The sequence below is a fragment of the Flavobacterium longum genome (assembly GCF_965137575.1).
GTDB classification, from domain to species: Bacteria; Bacteroidota; Bacteroidia; order Flavobacteriales; family Flavobacteriaceae; genus Flavobacterium; species Flavobacterium longum.
The window spans coordinates 481,368-502,363 of record NZ_CBCRZJ010000002.1 but is presented as its reverse complement, the minus strand read 5'-3'; the positions used below and the strand labels follow the sequence as shown (position 1 = coordinate 502,363).

Here is a 20,996-nt window from a genome sequence, read left to right as displayed (position 1 = left end):
AATTATTTTTAAGACGGCGCCGCATGACAAATACGGTGCCGAAAAATAGCCAATTTATTTCACTTCCTGCATTAATTTTTTCACGAATGGCGATATGACAATCAGCACGATTCCGGCAATCAATGCGTAAATGGCCAGCTGCTGGTAACCGTCTGCATAGATGTTTAATTTGTCGAGATTCGATGCGTTCTCTGAAGCTTCTGCGATATTGGCACCCAAAATCCCGGCGAGATATTGTCCATAGGCCGAAGCTAGAAACCACATGCCCATCATGACCGCCTGCATTTTTTGTGGCGAGAGTTTGGTCATGGCCGACATCCCGATGGGCGACAGGCAGAGTTCCCCGAAAGTAATCACGAACCAGCCAAAAGTGAACAGGTTAAGCGATGTAATCCCGTCGGGGCTGGCAAAAAACTTCGTCTGGTAAAACACATAAAATCCGCCGGCCAGAAACAAAAAGCCCAATCCAAATTTCACCACCGTATTGGGTTCAATTTTCCGCTTGGCCATCGCGAGCCAGACAATTCCGACAAGCGCGGCAAAGATGATTACGAATAACGAGTTCGCGGCATTATTGACACCCGGCGGGCTTACTGTAACACCGAGCAATTTGTTGTCGAGATTGTTCAAGGCGAACAAACTCAACGAGCCACCACTCTGCTCGAAAAATGCCCAAAAGAATACGGAGAAAATGATAAACACCAGCGCGGCAACGAGTTTCTTGTTTTCCTGAACTGAAAAGTTGCGCATTTCCCACAACAGGTAAATAAGCGAGGCAGGCCCGATGGTGAACATGAAATAATCGGTGTATTCGGTTTTTGAAACCATCAGGATAATCAGCGGAATGACCGCCAACGAACCAATATAGGTCACGACCTCGAGCATTTTCTTGTGCGACGGCGCTGCATTGGCCAACGGAGACAAACCAATCGGGCCAAGGCTTTTTTGGGTTTGCGTAAACGTGAGCAAACTAATAATCATGACCACGGCGGCAAATCCGAAAGCGACGTTCCAGCGCAAGTGTTCAGGTACGGTTCCGGAAAGCAACGTACCGTCGGCGACGGCAATGCAAAGATAACCGCCGATGAGCGCGCCGAGATTTACCCCGGCGTAAAAGAGTGAAAATCCGGCATCGGTTCGGTTGTCTCCGTCTTTATAGAGCCGGCCAACCATGGTTGAGATGTTCGGTTTAAAGAAACCTGTCCCGATGATCGTAAAACTGATGCCGATGAAAAAGAAATTCTTCGGATCGACCGACAAGATGATGCTGCCCACGATCATAAGCAAACCGCCCCAAAAAAGCGATTTCCGATAGCCGAGGATTTTATCGGCAAACAAACCGCCCACGAACGTAAACGCATACACAAAAGCCTGCGTGGCGCCGTATTGCAAGTTTGCTACTTTTTCGTCCATCATGAGTTGGCTCACCATGAAGATCACCAACATGCCGCGCATGCCGTAAAAGCAAAAGCGCTCCCACATTTCGCTGAAGAACAAATACCACAATTGCTTTGGATATTTGCCCTGAAAACTTTGGATTTTCTCTAAATCGGATACCGGTACCTGTTCCATAATTACCTGATGCCTTTCTCGGCCATGACTTTATTGAGTTGTTTTAACAGCGCGAACATGAGCAAGGTCGCAAACATGAGCAATCCGAAATTGACCCAGAAGAAATCGGCTTTGTTGGTATAACTGTCCCACATACTGGCCAGTACGCCCGACAATTTATTGCCGATGGACGTGGCCAGGAACCAGCCGCCCATCATGAGCGAGGTGATCTTCGTCGGGCTGAGTTTGGATACGATGGACAACCCCATCGGGCTGAGGAACAATTCCCCAATCGTAATGACTCCGTAATTCGCCACCAGCCACCACACGCCTACTTTCTCGGCGCCGTTACTTCCGGCCTGCACCGCTGCCACCATCACGAGCACCGATAAGGCTGAAATCAATAACCCGAAGGCGATTTTGGTTGGTGTCGTAGGTTCTTTCTGTCGTTGCCGCAAGAAGGTGAAGAAGGCGACCACGAGCGGCGTGAGTATGATGACCCAACCGGGGTTGATGGACTGGCTTAAATTCGCCGACCAAGTATAGACTTTGCTGCCGTCTTCAGGCAATTTTTCTTTGTGGACATTGCGGAAATACAACGGATAATCATAGGTCTTGATGACTTTCCCGTCCGCTTTCTGGATGCGAAAGGCTTCGTCGTACAACGCCACGGAATCTTTTTTATACGTCAGCGTATCGACCAAAATAAGCTTGGATGCGATTTGTTGCGACTTGCCTTCCAGTTGCCTGTCGGTATATTTGTCGCCCCAATTGTTGAGCGCAGAGCCGTTGAGTTTGAAGACGGCCCAGAACAAAATGACGACACCGAAAATGGCCAGCAACGCACCAATCGGTCGCTTCTCGTCGGGCTTGGCGCGGAAATACAGGCTGGCATAAAACAAGATGACCGGAATACACGCGAAGATAAACGCGTCGGTGCTGTCTGACCCGAAAATGTAACTGTCCGGGTTGGCATCTGAAGCCACGCCTTTGATCATCCAGCCGATGATGCCGAAAACAACCGACGGCAATAAGATGAACAACACGATTTTGTAGAACGGCATATCGCCGGGTTGCGTGCCTTTTTTGTCGGTCTTGTCGCCGTAATGTTTCGTCCCGAGCAAGAAGATGACTACGCCGATGAACATGCCCACGCCGGCTGCCATAAAGGCGTATTTCCAACCGAACAAAATCTTGAACGCGGCGCCAAAGAAGTTGCAGATGAACGCACCCACATTAATGCCCATGTAAAAAATGTTGTAACCTTCGTCCTTTTTATCCTTGTATTGCGCATCGTTGTAGAAATTCCCCAGCAAGGTCGAGATGTTCGGCTTGAAGAATCCGTTGCCGACGATGACCAATGTCATGGCCGTGTAGAGCATCGTGAGTGAATGGAATCCCATTAGGAAATACCCGACGCCCATGAGCAACCCGCCGATGACAATCGACTTTCGGTAACCCAAATACCGGTCGGCCACCAAACCGCCGATGAACGGCGTCAGGAAAACCAGTGCGATAAAAGTGCCGTACAAATCCGAGGCTTCTTTTTCGGTCATCGCATAACCGGCTTCCACGTCTTTGAGATACAACGTGAAAATCCCGATCATCAAATAATAGCCGAAACGCTCCCACATTTCTGAAAGGAACAAATACGGGAGCGCTTTAGGGTGTTTATTCCACATACTATCGGATGCCGTGCATCATTTTCTTCAACTTCGGTGTCAGGGCAAACAATATGATCGATGCGATGCCGCAAAGCACCACGAACACCATGAAAAACTCGTACAAGTTGTGGATTTCGAATCCAGCAAATACCGGGTTTTCGTAGGAGATTTGATTGGCGTCCAACAACTTGATTTGCTCTGGCGTTGGTGTGACTGTCTTATCGAGGATTGGTTGCAAATCAATGCCCAGTTCTTTGGCCTTGATGAATTTGTCGCCAGTCGCGGGAAGGATTGAACCCAATGTGCCCGACAATGCGTATCCGGCAGCGTTTGAAATAAAAAATACGCCATATGCCAGTGATGCGAAACGCTTCGGTGCGAGCTTTCCTACCAGCGATAAACCAATCGGCGACAAACACAATTCGCCGAAAGTCTGGATCAAGTATAACAACACCAACCAATAAATCGCCAGCAATCCGGAGTTGCCTAAGTCTTTAACGTTGTGCGCGATGATGAAATAACTCAAGGCGATCAAAGCCAAGCCGAAAGATTGCTTCATGGTCGAAATTGGTTCTTGCCCTTTCGCCCGCAACTTGTCCCATAAAATACTGAATGGCACTGCGAAAATCACGACGAACAATCCGTTGAAGATTTGTACCATCGAGGCCGGCATCATCCACCCAAAGAAATTACGATCGGTCTGGTTGTCGGCGATGAACGTCAGTGACGAACCCGCCTGTTCAAACGCCGCCCAGAAGAAGATGATAAAGAAAGACATGATGTAGATTACCCAGATGCGCTGCGTTTCTACTTTGGTCAGGGTTTTATCGGAGAGAATTAAGCCTGCAAGTGTCAAACCGCTGGCATAAATAATTGGATAAATGATGGTTTTCACGACGTTGTCGCCGTCGGTTATGTAATGGAATGTAAAGAACAATCCGATGAAGGCCACGACCGCACCAACCAAAGACATCGGCGTGAAATGCGCTGCCTGCGCCTCGCCTTCTTCGTAGTCAGACGCTTCGTTTTTAGATGGCAATCCGCCGATTGGCTTGCCATCCGGAGTGACGACGTATTTGTTTTTCAAGACCAGGAATACCAATGTTCCGATAATCATGGCGCCGGCTGCGGCCAAAAAGCCCCACTTGAAGGCATGGATGTCACGCACACCGCCTGCATCTTTCACATCGCCCAAGATCGGGCAAATGAACTGGCCAAGGAATGCGCCGATGTTGATGCCCATATAGAAAATCGTAAAGGCCGTATCGAGTTTGGTTTTCTCTTGTTTTGGATACAAGCTGCCTACCATCGAGGAAATGTTCGGTTTGAAGAAACCGTTACCAAAGATGATGATGCCCAGCGCACTCCACATCAAAGTTGTGGCCAGCGGCAAGTTTGTTTCAAAAACGCTTCCACTGAAAAACAGCAAAAGTTGCCCAATGGCCATCAATGAACCACCCAGCAAAATACAATTGCGGTTGCCGAAGAAACGGTCGGCAATGAAACCGCCCAACAGTGGCGTGAGGTAACAAAGCCCGAGGAAACCACCGTAGATGAGCGACGCATCGGCCTCTTTCATCATCAAGGAATTCACAAGGAACAACGTGAGCAACGCCCGCATGCCATAGAAGTTGAAACGCTCCCACATTTCTGTTCCGAATAGTACCCAAAGTCCTTTCGGGTGTCCTGTTTTTACCGCAGTTTCTGTCATTATATAATTTTTTGGTTAGAGTTCTGGTGAATAGAATGAGCGCAATTTATAAATTCTCTTGGATAAACGCCGTCATTTTGTTGTACAATTGGATGCGCGTCTTGCCGCCGTAAATGCCGTGGTTTTTGTCCGGATAGATTTGCGAATCGAATTGTTTGTTGGCCTGGATGAGCGATTCCATCATCTGCATCGTATTTTGCACATGCACGTTGTCGTCGCCCGAACCGTGGATGAGCAACAACTTGCCCTTGAGTTTCGAGGCGAAATTGATCGGCGAATTGTCGTCGTAACCCGACGGATTTTCCTGCGGCGTGTGCATGTAACGCTCGGTGTAGATGGAATCGTAAAAACGCCAATTAGTTACCGGCGCCACGGCAATGGCCATTTTGAACACATCGGCGCCTTTGAGTAGGCAGTTGGCCGCCATGAATCCGCCGTAGCTCCAACCCCAAATCCCGATGCGCGATTTGTCAACGTAAGGATAATTACCGATGACTTTGGCCGCGTCAATCTGGTCCTCGACTTCGTATTTGCCCAATTGTAGCTGGGTGACTTTCTTGAATTCGGCACCTTTAAAACCCGTACCGCGACCGTCCACGCAAGCCACGATGTAGCCTTGTTGTGAGAGCATGTAGAACCAATAATCGTCGGCGGCGTTCCAGTTGTTGTCCACCTGTTGCGAACCCGGCCCTGAATACTGGTACATCAATACCGGATACTTCTTATTGGCGTCGAAATCTTTCGGCTTGATCATCCAGGCGTTGAGTTGATGCCCTTTTTCGGTGGTCAGGACGAAGAATTCCTTGGCCGGTAAATTATACGGTTTTAGTCTTCCCGCCAGCGCGTCGTTGTTGACGATGGTCTTGATGACCTTGCCTGTTTTCGCGTCGTTCATGGTATAAACCGCCGGAACTGTCGCGCTTTTAAAGGTGTTGATGAAGTATTGGAAATTCGGGCTGAACGTGGCATCGTTGGTTCCCGTTTGTGAGGTCAATCTTACTTTGTTCTTGCCGTCGAGCCCGATGCGATACACATCGCGGTTGATGGATCCATTTTCCACCGATTGGTAAAAAATAGTCTTGTTCTTCTCGTCGAAACCGTAATAGGCCGTGACTTCCCATTTTCCTTTAGTGACTTGTGTGCGAAGTTTTCCGGTTTTGTCGTACACATAAATATGGTTGAAACCGTCTTTCTCGCTGGTCCAGATGAAGCTGTTGTCTTTCAGGAAAGTAAGATTGTCCGTGACATCCACGTAGGCTTTGTCCTTTTCGTTGAGGATAACTTTTGATGCGCCCGATTTGTCCACAAAAATCAAATCAAGGTTGTCCTGATGACGGTTCAAAACCTGCACGCTCAAGGCATTGGCGTCGTTGGTCCATTTGAGGCGCGCGATGTAAAAATCTGAATAGTTGCCGAGTTTTGCTTCCTTGGATGTTTTCGAAGCGACGTCGTACAAATGCAACGACACGGATGAATTCTTCTCGCCGGCCTTCGGGTATTTGAAAGTTTCCACTTTCGGGTACAAATCCTTGTGGAAAATGTTCATCGAAAATTCCGGCACTTGGCTTTCGTCAAACCGGATGTACGCGATGGTCGAGCCGTCTGCACTCCAGTCAAAAGCGCGTACAAAGGCAAATTCTTCTTCGTAAACCCAGTCCGTAATGCCATTGATGATGGCGTTTTTCTTGCCGTCCGTCGTAATTTGAACGGTCGCCTTCGAATCTATGTCGTACACGAACAAATTATTTTCCTTGCCATAGGCGATTTTCTTCCCGTCCGGCGAAAACGTCGGTTCCTGAACCTGCTCGAAAAGTTTTGTCAGTTTCTTGCCGACGATGTCAAAAAGGAAATAATCGGCAGTAAAAGAATGGCGGTAAATCTGGTTGGTATTGCACGCGATGAGGATTTTCTTTTCGTCGTTGCTGAAGCTGTAACTGGCGATCGGCGGCAGTTCACGGAAATCGCGGCTGTTGACCAGCGTGGAAACTTTTTGCATGGTCGCGAAATCGTATAAGTCAATGGTTTGCGACGCGCCGTCTTCGTTGAGCACCGTATATTGGTTGGTGTTGCGCAACGACTGCAAATCATCCATGCCTTCGGCGCGGAATGCGCCCATATAAATCTGTTCGACAGTGATTTTCTGCTGTGCAACGGCCGTAAAGGCAATCAATAATAAAAGAGCGGTAATCCTGAATGTTTTGTTCATAAATAACTCTGAATGTAAAAACCGTCAATTTTAAGGAAAAAAATACACATAATGGTAGTTTTAGCTGTTAAATGCAGTTTCCAGGTTGGACATTTCCCGTATCGGGCTGGGCATTTGACGCATTTGTCCGGATTTGTTACGCCGTCAGAACAAAGACCATTGGCCGTCTTTATATTGGCTGAACAAAGACTTGTTCAATTCCGGAAAAACCCGTCCGGCGAAGAACTTCCGGCGCGCCAACGCCATCTGCGATTTGATCATCGTCGCAAACTCACCTTCACCCCGCATGCGTTCGCCCCAGCGGCTGTCGTTCAGGTTTCCGCCGTGGCACGCCTTGATCTGGTTAAGGACTTTATCCGCACGGTCCGGCATCGCCTTTTGGATCCAGTCGGAGAATATTTCGCCGATGGCACCGTTCAGCCTGACGACCGTATGCCCGATGGACAGTGCGCCTGCATCGGCGGCCGCCTTGGCCAATGGCAGGATTTCATGGCTGTTGATGCCGGGAATAATAGGCGCCAACATGACATTGACCGGAATGCCATTTTCCGATAGAATCCGGACGGTTTCCAGTCGCTTCTTGATGGTTGCGGTTCTGGGTTCGAGCAAGGCACGGGTTTTTTCCGACGTTGACGTGATGGAAACACTTACGCCAATTAAGTTGTCTTTGGCGAGTTCAGATAAAATATCCAGATCGCGCGTGATGAGCGCATTCTTGGTGATGATGCCCACCGGATGTTTGTATTTCAGGAACACCTCCAAGCATTGGCGCGTAATGCGAAATTTCTTCTCGGCCGGCTGGTAACAATCGGTGTTGCCCGATAGGACGATATTTTCGGCCTGCCAATTCCGGCTGCGCAATTTCTCCTCGAGCAAAGTCGCCGCATTTTTTTTGACGAGAATTTTCCGCTCGAAATCAAGCCCTGCGCTGTAACCCCAATATTCGTGGGAATTGCGCGCATAACAATAAATGCAGCCGTGTTCGCAGCCTTGGTAGGTGTTCATGGACCACGCCATGCCCACATCCGGGCTTTCCACTTTGTTGACGATCGTCTTCGGGAAAACTTCCAAAAAATGAGTCCGGTTGTCATCTGGGTTGTCGCCTTCGGCTGCGCAGTAATTCAGGAAATCGTCGCGCATTTCTACCGATTCCGCGAAAAAACGGTTGTGTACGTTAATTTGGGCACCGCGGCCTTTTAGGTAAGGATGATCTGGAGTCATTTTACAAAAGTATCGGCCGATGCGCGTTTGCCAATGGCCGATCGTGTTAAAAAAAATGGCTTGTTGATAAAAAAACGGCGCGTCATTTCCGTGGAAAAAAATTCGTGATTTCATGGCGTACAACCTGTATCTTTGCCATAAAAATCACCTACATTGAACGCAGACCACAACGTATCAGGCTTTTCCAAATTGTCGAAGGCCGAAAAAATAGATTGGATCGCGAACGCTTATTTCGCCCATCCGGATGAAGCGAAAAACCTCATCAAAAGCTACTGGAACGCCGATGCAAAATTGCAACAGTTGCACGATGAGTTCATCGAGAACACGATCACGAATTTTTACCTGCCGCTTGGCGTGGCGCCTAACTTTTTGATCAACGGAAAATATTACACCATTCCCATGGCCATTGAGGAAAGTTCCGTTGTCGCTGCAGCGTCGAAATCGGCGAAATTCTGGGCCACGCGCGGCGGTTTCAAGGCCACCATCATCGGCCGCGAGAAAATCGGCCAGGTACATTTCCTATACAAAGGCAACGCAGAAAAACTAGTCACTTTCTTTAATGATATCAAGCCGAAGTTCTTTGCCGAAACCGAAAACCTCACCAAGAACATGCGTCAACGCGGCGGCGGCATCCTCGATATCGAACTGCGCAACCAAACGCAAAAGCTGGATCACTATTTCCAATTGCATGCGACTTTCGACACGAAGGATTCGATGGGCGCCAATTTCATCAATTCGTGTCTGGAGCAATTCGCCAAGACGATGAAGGCCGAGGCGGAAGTGTCTGACCTGCTCGACGACGACATTGAAATCGTGATGAGTATTTTGTCCAACTACGTCCCGAATTGTGTCGTGCGCGCTGAAGTGTCGTGCAAAGTAGCAGATTTGGCCGAAAAAAGCATCGAAAACCCGGAAGCCTTCGCAGAGAAATTCGTGCAGGCCGTGCGCATCGCCGAGGTGGAAACGTTCCGCGCCGTGACGCACAACAAAGGCATCATGAACGGTGTCGATGCGGTCGTGCTGGCCACCGGAAACGATTTCCGCGCAGTGGAAGCCGGGATTCACGCCTACGCGTCCAAAGACGGAAAATACACCTCGCTGTCGCACGCCAAAATCGAGGACGGTATGTTTACCTTCTGGATGGAAATCCCGCTCGCGCTCGGTACCGTTGGCGGACTAACATCTTTGCATCCGCTGGTGAAACTCGCCATGGACATGCTCGAAAAACCGTCGGCTCAAGAACTGATGCAGATTGTTGCCGTCTGCGGGCTGGCGCAGAATTTCGCCGCATTGCGTTCGCTCACTACGACCGGCATCCAAGAAGGCCACATGAAAATGCACCTGAACAACATCATGAGCCAGTTCCACGCCACCAAGGAAGAACGCCAGGAAATCAGGCAGCATTTCCATTCGCGTCCGGTGTCACACGCGGCAGTTGTAGATTTCATTAGTGTGTTGCGGAAGAAAAATTAGCGTTTCATCAATAACCTTCAACCCGTGTCCAGCACCCGATATTACAGCAATGGCAAACTCCTGCTCACCGGCGAATACGTTGTGCTCGATGGTGCGAAAGCACTCGCCTTGCCCACTGTTTTCGGGCAAAATTTGACCATAGCGCCTAAACGTGAACCATCGCTTTCATGGCAAAGTCTGGACAGCGACGGCAGCATTTGGTTCGCCGATGAGATCCAACTCGACGAAATCGGGCATGGAAACCATCCAGAAACCGCCGATTCTGTTCGCACCACACTCATCGGGATTTTGCATGAAGCGCAAAAACTCAATCCGTCTTTCCTGACGGACAAGTCCGGTTTCAGCGTGCAGACCGCGCTCAGCTTCCCGCGCCGCTGGGGTTTGGGCACCTCTTCGACACTCATCAACAATATCGCGCAATGGGCGAATGTAGATGCATTCACGTTGCTGCGCAACAGTTTCGGCGGTAGCGGTTATGACATTGCTTGCGCACAACACGACACGCCGATCATTTACCAATTGGTGGCCGATACGCCCCAAATTTCCCCCATCGATTTTCGGCCAGCCTTCGCCGACGATTTGTATTTCGTCTATCTCAACCGGAAACAGAGCAGTAAGGCCGCGATTGCAGCGTATTACAACAACCGATTGAACGATTTGCCAGATCACATCACCACGATAAATCGCATCACCGAAAGAATCGTGGCCGCGGAAAATATGGGCGTATTTGCACGGAAATTGGCCGAGCACGAAAGCGCCATCAGCAACATCATCGAGATGAAAACCGTGGGCGAAACCTTTTTTCCGGACTTTGACGGCGTGGTGAAAAGCCTCGGCGGCTGGGGCGGCGATTTTATTCTGGCAGTCTCGGACCGCAATCCTTCAGCCTATTTCCGCGCCCGCGGGTTTGACACCATTGTACCGTACAGGGAAATGATCTTGGGGTTTTAGGAAATGGTGAGGTTTACCCGTACCGGTGACAAGTTTCATGAGTTAAATTGCAAACCCGAAAGGTTTTGGAAACCTTTCGGGTTTGCCCTAAAAGAAAAAAATCCCGGCGCATGCCGGGATTTTCTTTCTTTATCATTCGCTCGAATTAATTAAAATCGAAACGGTTGTCTTCGATGTCAGCGTCAGACTTCAGTGCCGGAATAACCCTATTGGCATAGCCGCCGGTCATGCCTTTCACTTTGGCCACATAGTCTGCGTAGTCTGCAATTACCGGTGCTTTTGTCACGACGGTTGGTTTTACTACGAAGACGCCTGTGTTGCCTTCAATCGGGGCCGACATTTTGTTCGCACCCACGGCAAACGCAGCACCAACCACTTTCGGCTCGTTACCGCTGTTTGGCAACATTGGGTTGGCCAATGTCAGGTCGGCTACAGTTTGAACAGCTACTTTATTTGCAGTAGCAATCGCTTGCATTGATCCGCCTTTGGCCTTCGCCTTTAACATTTCTGCTTTCTTCTGGTTCTTCAATTTGGTTTCGAGCATGGCGCGTGCTTCGTCAATCGCGAGCAATCCTTTTTCGTTGATTTTCTTCAACTTCACGATGATGTTGCCTACGTTCGCGATTTCGAAACGCTTCACGTCGCCTACTTTAGTGCCATCTTCATACGCCCAACGTACGATTTGACGTTGCGCACCCGCTGAACCTACGTACTCGTCCATGATTTTCACTTTCACGGCCGGGTTTACGGTCAAACCTGCAGCCTTGGCGGTTTTCTCGAAATCTTTGCCCTGAACATCCATTTCGAACTTCACGGCTTTGGTGTAGGCATTGTCAGTTGTCTTTTCAGACGGCTCGATTTTGCGTGCCACATTGGCCAACCGAACAGCATCTTGTTTATCAGTCACACTGATGACGTGGTAACCAAACTGTGTCTCAACCAAACCGATAGATCCAACTGGATTATTGAACACAAAGTCGTTGAAAGCAGGTACCATTTGGCCTGGGCCGAAATAACCCAAATCTCCGCCTTGTTGCGCAGAGCCCGGATCTTCAGAAGTGGTTAGGGCGAGCATCATCATAGATGTAGGGTTTGCTTTTACTTGAGCCAGCAACGCTTCTGCTTTTACTTTCGCTTCCTCTTTGGTCCTTTTCTCTTTCTGGTTTTGTGCCATCGAACCTTCCCAACCAATCAGGATGTGGCTGGCTTTCGCCTGTCCGCCGGCTTTGCGTCCCATCATTTTAGAGATGCAATAGTATGGACCGCGCATGTATGGTCCGTAAACGCCGCCAACCGGAAGGTTGAACAACGCTTCTGCGTGCTCCGCCGGAAGGTCTTTTTTGGTAACGTACGTTGAATCGTATGGAACATCTGAATATTCATTCACGAATTCTACCGTGTTTGGCGTATTGGCAAAACCTGGTAAGGTGTCGTTCTTGCCTGTTTCTTTATTGTATTCGGTGCGGCCAATCAAGTAAGATTCAACTGTTTTCTTGACTTCAGCTTCGTCTTCCGGTGAGGCTTTCTCATCCACCAAAACATACTCCAACTCGCGGGTTTCGTCGGCCTTGAAACGCTTCTCGTCTTTGCGCATGTACGCCACGAGTTCGTCGTCGGTCACTTTCACTTCGCTGTCTTTAATAGAAGAATATGGCAAGGCAACATATTCGAAAGAGACTTTGTCCATTTCTTTCGCGTATTGCATTTTACCTTCAAGGTTTGTGGTGAACACACCGCCGCGAACCAGTGAATTGTAAATCTGGAATTTGGCGTTCAACTCTGCATCTTTCAATAAGTCATCGAGCATTTGCTTTTGTGCAGGATTGGCCTTGAAGAATTCGTTGAACTTTGTTTCGTCGAATTTACCGGCTGCGTTCTTGAACATTGGGTTCTGGCCAATGTTCGGGTTGGCTTCCAACACTTCCATGATGTGTTTCTTGCTCGCGCGGATGCCCAGTTTTTCAAATTCGGCTTCCAACAGTTTGATGGAAACTTCCTGATCCCAAACCTGGTTGGCGGCTTGCGTCGCGGTCATGCCGCGGCCACTTTTTTCGAGGTTGGCCACCTTTACGCGGAAGTCCTCAAAAGCGATGTCCTGCCCGTTAACGCTACCTACATTCTTTGAAACGCTGCCAAAATTGCCGCTGTTGATCAAATCGCCGATGATAAATGCAAACAAACAAAATCCGATCACTACCAGCAGCAGGAGCGAACGTTGCCTGATCTTAGATAAAACTGCCATTTTTATTGAGTAATTTTAAATTCAGTTTGCGAAAATACAATTATCTTGTAAATAATCGCAGTTGTAAAATGATTATTTCCAAGAAATTTGATTTTTTGCGAATGCCTTTGCTATTGTTGGCCTTTGCTGCGGTTTTCGAACCTTTTGGCCATGTTGCGCCTGAAGAAAAACATGAACACGCAAACGGCCGCGAACATAAAACTCAACGTGGCGCCGCCGTCCGGATGATCGAGCCGCATAATGGCATCCACCAAAAGGACGATGGCCAAAAAAAGAAACAGGTAAGAGGTGTATTTGAGATATTTCATGACTATTCGGCTTGGTCTATATTGCCGGTTATTTTTTGTGAATTGACCACTTTGAAATCACGGCTGAAATCAATGCCTTCGCCGTAGGAAACGCCTTTCGGGTCGGTAAATTTAAACTTCTTTTCGGTGAAGAACCACTCATTTTTCTGGTCGAAATAAAGTTGCTCTGTTTCCATCGTCTGGCCGGATTCATTCCAGATTTTCACCTTACCCTGCAAATCGATGATGCTCGTAGGCTTGTATTGAATGGCGTAATCCGAACGGACAAAAGTACGGCGGCCATTTTTATCGTAAAACGTAACGTTTATGCCACTCGGGAATTCCGTAAACGGATATTTTACCGTCGCATATTCGCGCATTTTCGGGCTCACCAAAACTGAAGTAATCCGGCCTGAATCGGTATATTTCAAATTGAAATCCTCGGCTTCGCCGCTGGGCGTAAATTCAGCGAATGTACTTTTCTGCACTTCCTTGAAATTACCCTCGCATCCGTAAAATACGCCGGCCAATACGGCCGATAAGATCAAAAGATAACGACTCATGCTCATTGCGGCAAAGTTACCGATTCGTTGATGCCGCAGCCAAAAGTGATCGTTTTACCATTCATTTTGGCCGACTTGATTTCATTGGCCGACGGCGCGAGTTTTTCATACTGTGCGGCACGGCTTTCGGACGCTTTCTTCAGCGATGCATCCAACGCACCCGCTCTCCTAGCCGTTTGTGCAGCCAACAGATAACGCGCTTTTTTCTCGAAGGCATTGTTGCCGCAGTCGGTGGAAGCGTAAACTTCGGCGAGCAACAATGCGCCTTTTCCGAAATCCGGTTTGGCCTTTAGCGATTGGCGCAGCAATTCCGCCGACTCGTTGGGATTGCCGATTTCCATGGCGGCCAATGTGTAAAGAATTTCGGCTTTTTGTGTGGCATCGGTTTCGGCTTCTGCGGCGTGACGGTAATATTTGGATGCTTCCGCCCTTTTGCGTTGTTGTACCGAAGCCTGCGCCAAATGATACGCCGATTTTGCATCGGGCGCCAAAGCGTACCATTTACTGGCGACGTCGTAATATAGTTTTGACCGCGGGCAATCATCGGCTAAGTTCTCGGACACCATTTGAAACCAAGCGGTGTTTTCGTTGGCCTTGAATCCAATTTCCTTGGCGTAATATTTTTCGAGGGTTTCGCAGGTAGCGATTGGCTTGGCGGTTCTGCGGATGCTTTCCGACACCAAGCTATAGTCTTTGTTTCCGGTTTCGGCCAACAATTGCCCGAGCCGCTGTAAAATTTCGTCTCGCGTTCGGATGATTTTGAAATCCGTCATGGATTGGTCTTTTTCAGACTTGACCTGAGCAATAAACAAGTCGAAATAGATTTGCATCGCCGCGGCATCGCTAAAATTTTCCCGATCTTTTGTAAATGCCCGGTCGAGCGATTCAAAAACTTGCGGATTGTTGCTGTCCTTTTTATATAGGAACATCGCTTTCTTGACGATATTGCTGTTCTTATTTCCGGGGAAATAACGGTCGTAATCGCCGTAAAGCTGTACGAGATCAGTTTCGTAGCGAGTTTTGTCTTCGGGCGATAATTTCGTGGAAAGTTTGTAGGTAAGGATTTTTTCGCCGTTGCGATACAACGATTCGTCCTGGCATTTCGCTACCTGCTTCCAGGCATCGAACGCTTTGTTGAAATCATTGGCCACTACGAGCGAATCAACCTTTTTCGCCTGCAACACACAACCATTTTCCTGGGCCTGAACCTGTGTGAAACAGAAGCCAATGAGGCAAGCGAAAAACGTTGTGGTTTTCATGGCAATTCGTTTTAGTCGTACTTCCGCTTCTGGAACCAACGGTCGTTGAAGGAAAGCCCAAGGGTAAAGTTAAAATAATTTTCTTCGACAAGCCCGGCATCGCGCGTGCCTTTTTTGCCGTATTCAAACCCGAGGTTGATGTTGGAGAAAGTGCCGCCCAATGGAAGCCCGACACCCAAAGTCATCGTGGCATCGTTGATGGATTTGTTGTTGATGACCAACCCGGTTTCTTCGTATTTCAAACCGGCGCGGTAGGTTACTTTTTTCCAATAGTCTGAAAAAGACATATATTTTGGAATGAAGTAGCCGCCAATGGCATAACGCACGCCGTCTTTGTAGCCCACGTTGTCCACGATACTGCCCCGGTTCCCGCCGTCGTTGTTCTGAAGTAAGGTAACCTCAGCGCCCACGAACCACTTTCTGGCTTGGCCCAACGAGGCACCAAATGAAATTTTTGATGGCAAATTCACCTGGGTGTCATCGAGTCCGAGTTCTTGCTCATCCACAACAATCGTCTGATTATTCGACAAGATTTTGATGGTCGCCAATTGACCGTCATTGTTCAGGCTGATGCGAGATTGCGCGGTGTACATGGCACTCGCGGCAAAACTCAACTTTTTACCAATCTTAGATACATAGGCCAACCCGACGTTCATGCCCGGGCCGGTAGCTTTTGAATCGATTAGTTCGCGCGTGCCATATTCAGTCGGCTGGTTGTTTTCGTTAATGGAAGTCGTGAGCGTTGTCATCGTTTCGATTTTACCGAAATAGTACCCGAATTCGGCACCAATCGTAAAGCCCTTTGCGAATTCATACCCCAATCCGAGAAATGCTTTGTTGAGCCCGCCGGTACCGCTGTAACGGTAAATCTGATCAGGAAACCCATTGTTCTCTGTAGGCGCGATGATGTTGTTGATTTTGTACCCGACCGCCGTGTAAGGCATCAACCCAAAACCAGCGCCGAATTTCCCCATCGGGATGCCAACGGCCAGATAGTCCAGCGTGGTACGGCGTGCCTTTTCCTTGTCATCGTTTGTCTTGAACCGATAGTTGGCATACGTAGCGCCCGTGGACAACGTCGTCAATTTCAGGTGCGGATAAAACGCCGGATTCTGAATGTTCACATGAATACTGTCCGGAATTGTTGAAATGCCGCCCATGGCACGGTTCTCGGCGGTTCCTTTAAATTTTTGCTCACCAAGACCGTAAAAAGAATAGGGCGATGCGGTGTTTTCCTGCGCGACTGAAACAAATGAAAAAAATAGGGAAAGGGCTACGATGAGTCTTTTGATCATTTCGTGTTTTGTATAAATATTCTTTCCATGCTTTCGAGCAGGAAATTTGGATTGGCAAATATGGTATTTTTTAACCGGTTAGCCAAAAAATCAGCATCACCGCCCGTTAAAATTATGATAAAGTTTTCCGCGCTTTTGCTGTATTGTTCAATGAATCCATCGATCTCGTTCAGCACGCCGCACACCACGCCCGCATGGATGGAACCCGCCGTGGAATGCCCTATAAAACCCTGCGGCATTTCGGCTTGCAACAACGGCAATTTGGCCGTGTAGTTGTGCAGCGCTTCATACCGCAACCGGATGCCCGGCGAAATCGCACCGCCGTGGTAACGATCATGCGCATCCACAAAATCATACGTAATGCACGTTCCGGCATCGATCACCAACCGATTCACGCCCGGAAAACGCAACGTGGCGCCCGCAGCCAAAACCATTCGGTCTATGCCCAAAGTGTGCGGTGTTTCGTATAAATTTTCAAACGGGAATCGCGATTGATGGCTGATGGCATGAACCTTCACGCCGGACGGCAACGGAAAATCAATGGATTCATGGCCTACAGACGAAAGGATGATATCGGTGATTTCCGGGGTCGCCGCCAAAATAGCCAGCAGGTTTTGCCGCAGCTCATTTTTAGGGAACACCAAACGCTCCAACGACCTACTGTCCTTGAAGACAGCGGCTTTGGAACGTGTATTTCCGATATCGACAGCCAGCAGCATAAACCCGGTTTTGAGCCGCAAAGCTACAAATAGATTTTTTTTAATATTTGTTTTGGATAAATTAAAAATGAGCCTATATTTGCACCCGCTAAGCACGGTACCTTAGCTCAGTTGGTAGAGCAATGGACTGAAAATCCATGTGTCCCTGGTTCGATTCCTGGAGGTACCACAAAACCCGGTCAATTTTGATCGGGTTTTTTGTTTTTTTCTCGCTATGCTTCGAACAGTTCGGCTACGCCTCGGGTGGGCGTTGCGCAAGCGCCGGGCTTTCCGTTGTAATCTTTTGGCTCATACTTCGCCCAAAAGGATTTTCACTTCAATCCCTAACGCAGATTTGTCAGGTGCTTCGCACGAAACAGTCGTTTTTTTTGACGCGCTCTCACTCCCACCCTTATTTCAAATGTCCAAAAAAAAACTCGTCCCCAATACGGCAAAACCTCATCATTTCATAATATTAAAACTCAAAAACAATCCCTACCTTTAACGCTTAAATTCACCGCCATGGAAACCACCAACACCAAAGCCTTCGGCAACCCGTCGGCCGAAAAACCACTCGAAAACATGACCATCCAACGCCGTCGCGCCACGCCGCACGATGTGGAAATAGACATTTTGTATTGCGGCGTTTGTCATTCTGACGTACACCAGGCCAGAAACGAATGGCATAACACCATTTACCCGTGCGTTCCTGGCCATGAAATCATCGGGCGCGTCACGGCCATTGGCAATCATGTGAAAAAATTCAAAGTAGGCCAGATGGTCGGTGTCGGCTGCATGGTCGATTCGTGCCGGGAATGCGAACCCTGTAAAAACGACCTCGAACAATTCTGCGAATCCTTCCCGACATTTTCCTATAACGGCCCAGACAAGCATTTGGGTGGCCACACCTTCGGCGGCTATTCAGAAAACATCACCGTAGACGAGTCATTTGTACTGCGCATTCCCGAAAATTTAGACCTCGCCGCGGCCGCACCATTACTCTGCGCTGGCATCACGACCTATTCGCCCTTAAAAAAATGGAAAGCCGGCCCGGGCAAGAAAGTAGGCGTCGTCGGCATCGGCGGACTGGGCCACATGGCCATCAAAATCGCAAAAGCCATGGGCGCGACTGTCACGGCTTTTACCACATCGCCAGCCAAGACCGAAGAAGCGAAACGCCTTGGCGCAGACCAAATCATCATCTCGAAAGATGAAGAAGCCATGGCCAACATCTACAAATCGTTTGATCTGATCATCGATGCCGTGGCCGCGCCGCATGACGTAAACGTATACCTCAACGCACTCAAGCTTGACGGCGCAATGGTCATGGTCGGGCTTCCGGAAGTAGTTGACGTCGCGCCATTTAATCTGGTGTTGCCACGGCGCATCTTTACCGGCTCACTCATCGGCGGCATCGCGGAAACGCAGGAAATGCTCGATTTCTGTGGCGCGCACAACATCACCGCCGACATCGAAATGATCAATATGGCCGACATCAACGACGCCTACGAACGCATGCTCAAGAGTGATGTCCGCTATCGTTTCGTGATTGACATGACGTCGCTGAAGGCGTAATGAAAACAATATAATTACTGCGGCACACTTCCTTTTTCGCACTTTTAAGGAATTGTGCTGCTGTTGGTTATTGTCTGCGTCGAAAAAAAAATCTAATATTGTCGCGCAAACTACTATTCATGAAAAAAACCTTACTTCTGCTGTTGCTCGTGGGCGGTCTCGCTTATGGGCAAAAAGAGATGCCATCGGTATCGCTGAAAACCACCGAAAACAAAACTGTAAACGTCAAGACTGACTTTGCCGAGAAAGACAAAATCTACGTCTTCGCCTTCTGGGCCACCTGGTGTACGCCGTGCATCAAGGAACTCGAAGCCATCAATGAACATTATGCCGATTGGTCTAAGGAACTCAATATGGAAGTCGTAGCGGTTTCTATCGATGATTCGCGTACCGAAAAACGTGTCAAGCCTTTACTCAATGGCAAAAAGTGGCCTTACACCGTGCTGCTGGATTCCAATCAAAACCTCAAGCGCGCACTGTCGATCGCTAACGTGCCGTATACGATTATTGTGAAAAATGGCGCCGTCGTCCATGTTCACAATGGCTACAACCAAGGCGGCGAAACAGAATTGTACAACACGCTTAAATCGCTCTAGCCATGAAATATTATCTGGCCGCGATTGGCTTTTTTGCTGCGCTCGGGGCGACGGCACAAGAACAAGAACCAAAAAAAGACTACGGAAAAGTATTCGGCGGGTTTGAAACCAACGCCCAATGGTATCTCAACGACAGCGAGCGCAACATCGCACATCCGGAAGATCCGCTGCGGTCCAACAGCTATTTGCTGGTCAACTACAACTACAAACAATTTACGGCGGGTATTCAAGTGGAAGCCTACGAACAACAAGCCTTGCTGAACTACAATCCTGGTTTCGACGGCGTTGACGTGGGCACTTGGTTCCTCGATTACAAAAACGACAAAGTCCAACTGACCGCGGGCTATTTCTATGAGCAGTTTGGCAGCGGCATCATCCTGCGCGCTTGGGAAGACCGCGCGCTGGGCATCAACACGGCGCTTCGTGGCGGACGCATCATCTGGACGCCGTCCGACGCGTTGAAATTCACCGCACTTTACGGCCGCCAACGCAGCGGTTTCAACGTCGCTCGCGGAGACATCGCAGGTTTCAACGCAGAAGTGTCGCTCAAGAAAGCACTTGGTCTTGCCGATGCAGACCTGTCTATCGGCGGCAGTTTCGTGGCGCGGAACGAGAAACTGGATTTGCCCGATCCGGTCTATGACGAACTGACCAGCGCCTATTCTGGGCGCATCAATTATTCCTTCAAATCGTTTTATGCGTCGGCAGAGTTTGACTACAAATCCAAGGACGGCGTTCTGGACCAGCAAAACCACGTGAGCGCAGACTATGCGAAACCGGGCAACGCACTCCTGTTGAATTTTGGATATTCCGGCAACGGATTGGGCGTGGACGCGAGTTTACGCCGTATCGAAAACATGCTGTTCCTTTCTGAGCGCGAACCGACTCCGGCCGGCGATGGCGTATCGACGAGCTTGAACTTCAATGACAAAGTCATCGGATATATTCCTGCGCTCACCAAGCAACATCACGGGACTTTGGCCAATATCTACGTATTCCAGGCGCAAGCCCGCGTGGACTACATCGACCCAACAAGGATGAAAGCAGGCGAAACCGGCGGCCAAATTGATTTCTATTACAATTTCGCGAAAGGCACGCCTATCGGTGGAAAATATGGTACAGACGTAGCCGTGAATCTTTCATCCTGGTACAATTTGCCGGGCGACTATCGTTATGTTCCGGCAGATTACAAAGCCAATTTCTTTGGCGTAGGCGAAACCTATTTTACCGACTACAACATCGAAATCAAGAAACAGCTGGCCGAAAAATGGCATTCCACGTTTTACTACATTACGCAGTATTACAACAAAGAATGGCTGGAAGGCGGCGACAAAGTACGAACACACATCATCGACGCCGAAGCGACTTACAATTTCTCGGCTTCGCGCGCCATCCGCGTGGAAGGTGAGCACATGTGGGCCGACGCCGACATGCGAAACTGGGCCAGCGCCACGGTCGAATTTAATTTCAACGACCGGTGGTCTGCGTACGTTTGGGATATGTACAATTATGGCAACAAGGTCGAGTCAAAACAAACACATTATTACAATCTGGGCGGTACGTTCAGGACCGGCGCAACCAGAATTGCACTGAACTATGGGCGTCAGCGCGGCGGCTTGGTTTGCGTGGGCGGCGTGTGTCGTTTCGTACCAGAAAGTACTGGCATTAGCCTGTCGGTGAGTACGGCATTTTAGAAATTTTACA

At 49.0% G+C, this 20,996-nt stretch carries 16 protein-coding genes and 1 tRNA gene; 6 read left to right on the top strand and 11 right to left on the bottom strand.

What is annotated here, in order from left to right:
* Positions 1-54: 54 nt before the first annotated feature.
* From ACM9J1_RS05190 to ACM9J1_RS05170, 5 genes are all read right to left on the bottom strand, one after another.
* Complete coding sequence (locus tag ACM9J1_RS05190; protein ID WP_415580891.1) at positions 55-1,572, bottom strand: peptide MFS transporter; 1,518 nt, start codon at positions 1,570-1,572, stop codon at positions 55-57.
* A gap of 2 nt (positions 1,573-1,574) precedes the next feature.
* The gene (locus ACM9J1_RS05185; protein WP_415580889.1) at positions 1,575-3,233 is read right to left on the bottom strand and encodes a peptide MFS transporter; all 1,659 of its coding nucleotides are present in this window, start codon (positions 3,231-3,233) and stop codon (positions 1,575-1,577) included.
* Between the two features lies 1 nt (position 3,234).
* Complete coding sequence (locus ACM9J1_RS05180) at positions 3,235-4,926, bottom strand: peptide MFS transporter (RefSeq protein WP_415580888.1); 1,692 nt, start codon at positions 4,924-4,926, stop codon at positions 3,235-3,237.
* 46 nt (positions 4,927-4,972) lie between these two features.
* Positions 4,973-7,132: a S9 family peptidase gene (locus ACM9J1_RS05175; RefSeq protein ID WP_415580887.1), complete on the bottom strand. Its 2,160-nt coding sequence runs from the start codon at positions 7,130-7,132 to the stop codon at positions 4,973-4,975.
* A 144-nt stretch (positions 7,133-7,276) separates the two neighbouring features.
* Positions 7,277-8,353 (bottom strand): PA0069 family radical SAM protein, encoded by a 1,077-nt coding sequence (locus ACM9J1_RS05170; protein ID WP_415580886.1) that lies wholly within the window; start codon positions 8,351-8,353, stop codon positions 7,277-7,279.
* Positions 8,354-8,506: 153 nt separating this feature from the next.
* Here ACM9J1_RS05170 and ACM9J1_RS05165 point away from each other — a divergent pair, with 153 nt between their 5' ends.
* Positions 8,507-9,826, top strand: coding sequence for a hydroxymethylglutaryl-CoA reductase, degradative (locus tag ACM9J1_RS05165; RefSeq protein WP_415580885.1), 1,320 nt, complete (start codon positions 8,507-8,509; stop codon positions 9,824-9,826).
* 24 nt (positions 9,827-9,850) lie between these two features.
* Positions 9,851-10,777 carry a GYDIA family GHMP kinase gene (locus ACM9J1_RS05160; protein WP_415580884.1) on the top strand — a complete coding sequence of 309 codons (927 nt, stop codon included), beginning with the start codon at positions 9,851-9,853 and terminating at the stop codon, positions 10,775-10,777.
* 145 nt (positions 10,778-10,922) lie between these two features.
* On the opposite strand, the gene ACM9J1_RS05155 is transcribed toward ACM9J1_RS05160, so the two are convergent.
* The 6 genes from ACM9J1_RS05155 to ACM9J1_RS05130 form a co-directional block, all read right to left on the bottom strand.
* On the bottom strand, positions 10,923-13,019 hold the full coding sequence (locus tag ACM9J1_RS05155) for a peptidylprolyl isomerase (protein ID WP_415580883.1): 2,097 nt from the start codon (positions 13,017-13,019) through the stop codon (positions 10,923-10,925).
* A 110-nt stretch (positions 13,020-13,129) separates the two neighbouring features.
* Entirely contained in the window at positions 13,130-13,327 is a 198-nt protein-coding gene (locus ACM9J1_RS05150; protein ID WP_415580882.1) for a hypothetical protein, read from the bottom strand.
* 2 nt (positions 13,328-13,329) lie between these two features.
* Positions 13,330-13,875, bottom strand: a complete 546-nt coding sequence (gene lptC / locus ACM9J1_RS05145; RefSeq protein WP_415580881.1) for an LPS export ABC transporter periplasmic protein LptC — start codon at positions 13,873-13,875, stop codon at positions 13,330-13,332.
* Positions 13,872-15,128 carry a tetratricopeptide repeat protein gene (locus ACM9J1_RS05140; RefSeq protein ID WP_415580880.1) on the bottom strand — a complete coding sequence of 419 codons (1,257 nt, stop codon included), beginning with the start codon at positions 15,126-15,128 and terminating at the stop codon, positions 13,872-13,874. The genes lptC and ACM9J1_RS05140 overlap by 4 nt, the downstream gene beginning before the upstream one ends.
* 11 nt (positions 15,129-15,139) lie before the next feature.
* Positions 15,140-16,423 (bottom strand): hypothetical protein, encoded by a 1,284-nt coding sequence (locus ACM9J1_RS05135; protein ID WP_415580879.1) that lies wholly within the window; start codon positions 16,421-16,423, stop codon positions 15,140-15,142.
* Positions 16,420-17,142: a type III pantothenate kinase gene (locus tag ACM9J1_RS05130; protein WP_415580878.1), complete on the bottom strand. Its 723-nt coding sequence runs from the start codon at positions 17,140-17,142 to the stop codon at positions 16,420-16,422. Before ACM9J1_RS05130 ends, ACM9J1_RS05135 begins: the two co-directional genes overlap by 4 nt.
* A 96-nt stretch (positions 17,143-17,238) precedes the next feature.
* On the opposite strand from ACM9J1_RS05130, the gene ACM9J1_RS05125 reads away from it, so the two are divergent.
* From ACM9J1_RS05125 to ACM9J1_RS05110, 4 genes are all read left to right on the top strand, one after another.
* Positions 17,239-17,311 (top strand) — tRNA-Phe (locus tag ACM9J1_RS05125).
* Between the two features lie 332 nt (positions 17,312-17,643).
* A complete protein-coding gene (locus ACM9J1_RS05120; protein WP_415580876.1) occupies positions 17,644-18,696 on the top strand; it encodes an NAD(P)-dependent alcohol dehydrogenase in 1,053 nt (350 codons plus the stop codon).
* A gap of 119 nt (positions 18,697-18,815) precedes the next feature.
* Entirely contained in the window at positions 18,816-19,292 is a 477-nt protein-coding gene (locus tag ACM9J1_RS05115; protein WP_415580875.1) for a TlpA family protein disulfide reductase, read from the top strand.
* 2 nt (positions 19,293-19,294) lie between these two features.
* Positions 19,295-20,986 (top strand): DUF6029 family protein, encoded by a 1,692-nt coding sequence (locus tag ACM9J1_RS05110; protein ID WP_415580874.1) that lies wholly within the window; start codon positions 19,295-19,297, stop codon positions 20,984-20,986.
* The last annotated feature ends 10 nt before the right edge of the window (positions 20,987-20,996 follow it).

Bases quoted from the DNA above. Each gene is read 5' to 3' on its own strand.
- ACM9J1_RS05130 (WP_415580878.1), bottom strand. From the start codon at position 17,142: ATGCTGCTGGCTGTCGATATCGGAAATACACGTTCCAAAGCCGCTGTC.
- ACM9J1_RS05150 (WP_415580882.1), bottom strand. From the start codon at position 13,327: ATGAAATATCTCAAATACACCTCTTACCTGTTTCTTTTTTTGGCCATC.
- ACM9J1_RS05110 (WP_415580874.1), top strand. From the start codon at position 19,295: ATGAAATATTATCTGGCCGCGATTGGCTTTTTTGCTGCGCTCGGGGCG.
- ACM9J1_RS05175 (WP_415580887.1), bottom strand. From the start codon at position 7,132: ATGAACAAAACATTCAGGATTACCGCTCTTTTATTATTGATTGCCTTT.
- ACM9J1_RS05135 (WP_415580879.1), bottom strand. From the start codon at position 16,423: ATGATCAAAAGACTCATCGTAGCCCTTTCCCTATTTTTTTCATTTGTT.
- ACM9J1_RS05120 (WP_415580876.1), top strand. From the start codon at position 17,644: ATGGAAACCACCAACACCAAAGCCTTCGGCAACCCGTCGGCCGAAAAA.
- lptC (WP_415580881.1), bottom strand. From the start codon at position 13,875: ATGAGCATGAGTCGTTATCTTTTGATCTTATCGGCCGTATTGGCCGGC.
- ACM9J1_RS05180 (WP_415580888.1), bottom strand. From the start codon at position 4,926: ATGACAGAAACTGCGGTAAAAACAGGACACCCGAAAGGACTTTGGGTA.
- ACM9J1_RS05155 (WP_415580883.1), bottom strand. From the start codon at position 13,019: ATGGCAGTTTTATCTAAGATCAGGCAACGTTCGCTCCTGCTGCTGGTA.
- ACM9J1_RS05185 (WP_415580889.1), bottom strand. From the start codon at position 3,233: ATGTGGAATAAACACCCTAAAGCGCTCCCGTATTTGTTCCTTTCAGAA.
- ACM9J1_RS05170 (WP_415580886.1), bottom strand. From the start codon at position 8,353: ATGACTCCAGATCATCCTTACCTAAAAGGCCGCGGTGCCCAAATTAAC.
- ACM9J1_RS05115 (WP_415580875.1), top strand. From the start codon at position 18,816: ATGAAAAAAACCTTACTTCTGCTGTTGCTCGTGGGCGGTCTCGCTTAT.
- ACM9J1_RS05140 (WP_415580880.1), bottom strand. From the start codon at position 15,128: ATGAAAACCACAACGTTTTTCGCTTGCCTCATTGGCTTCTGTTTCACA.
- ACM9J1_RS05190 (WP_415580891.1), bottom strand. From the start codon at position 1,572: ATGGAACAGGTACCGGTATCCGATTTAGAGAAAATCCAAAGTTTTCAG.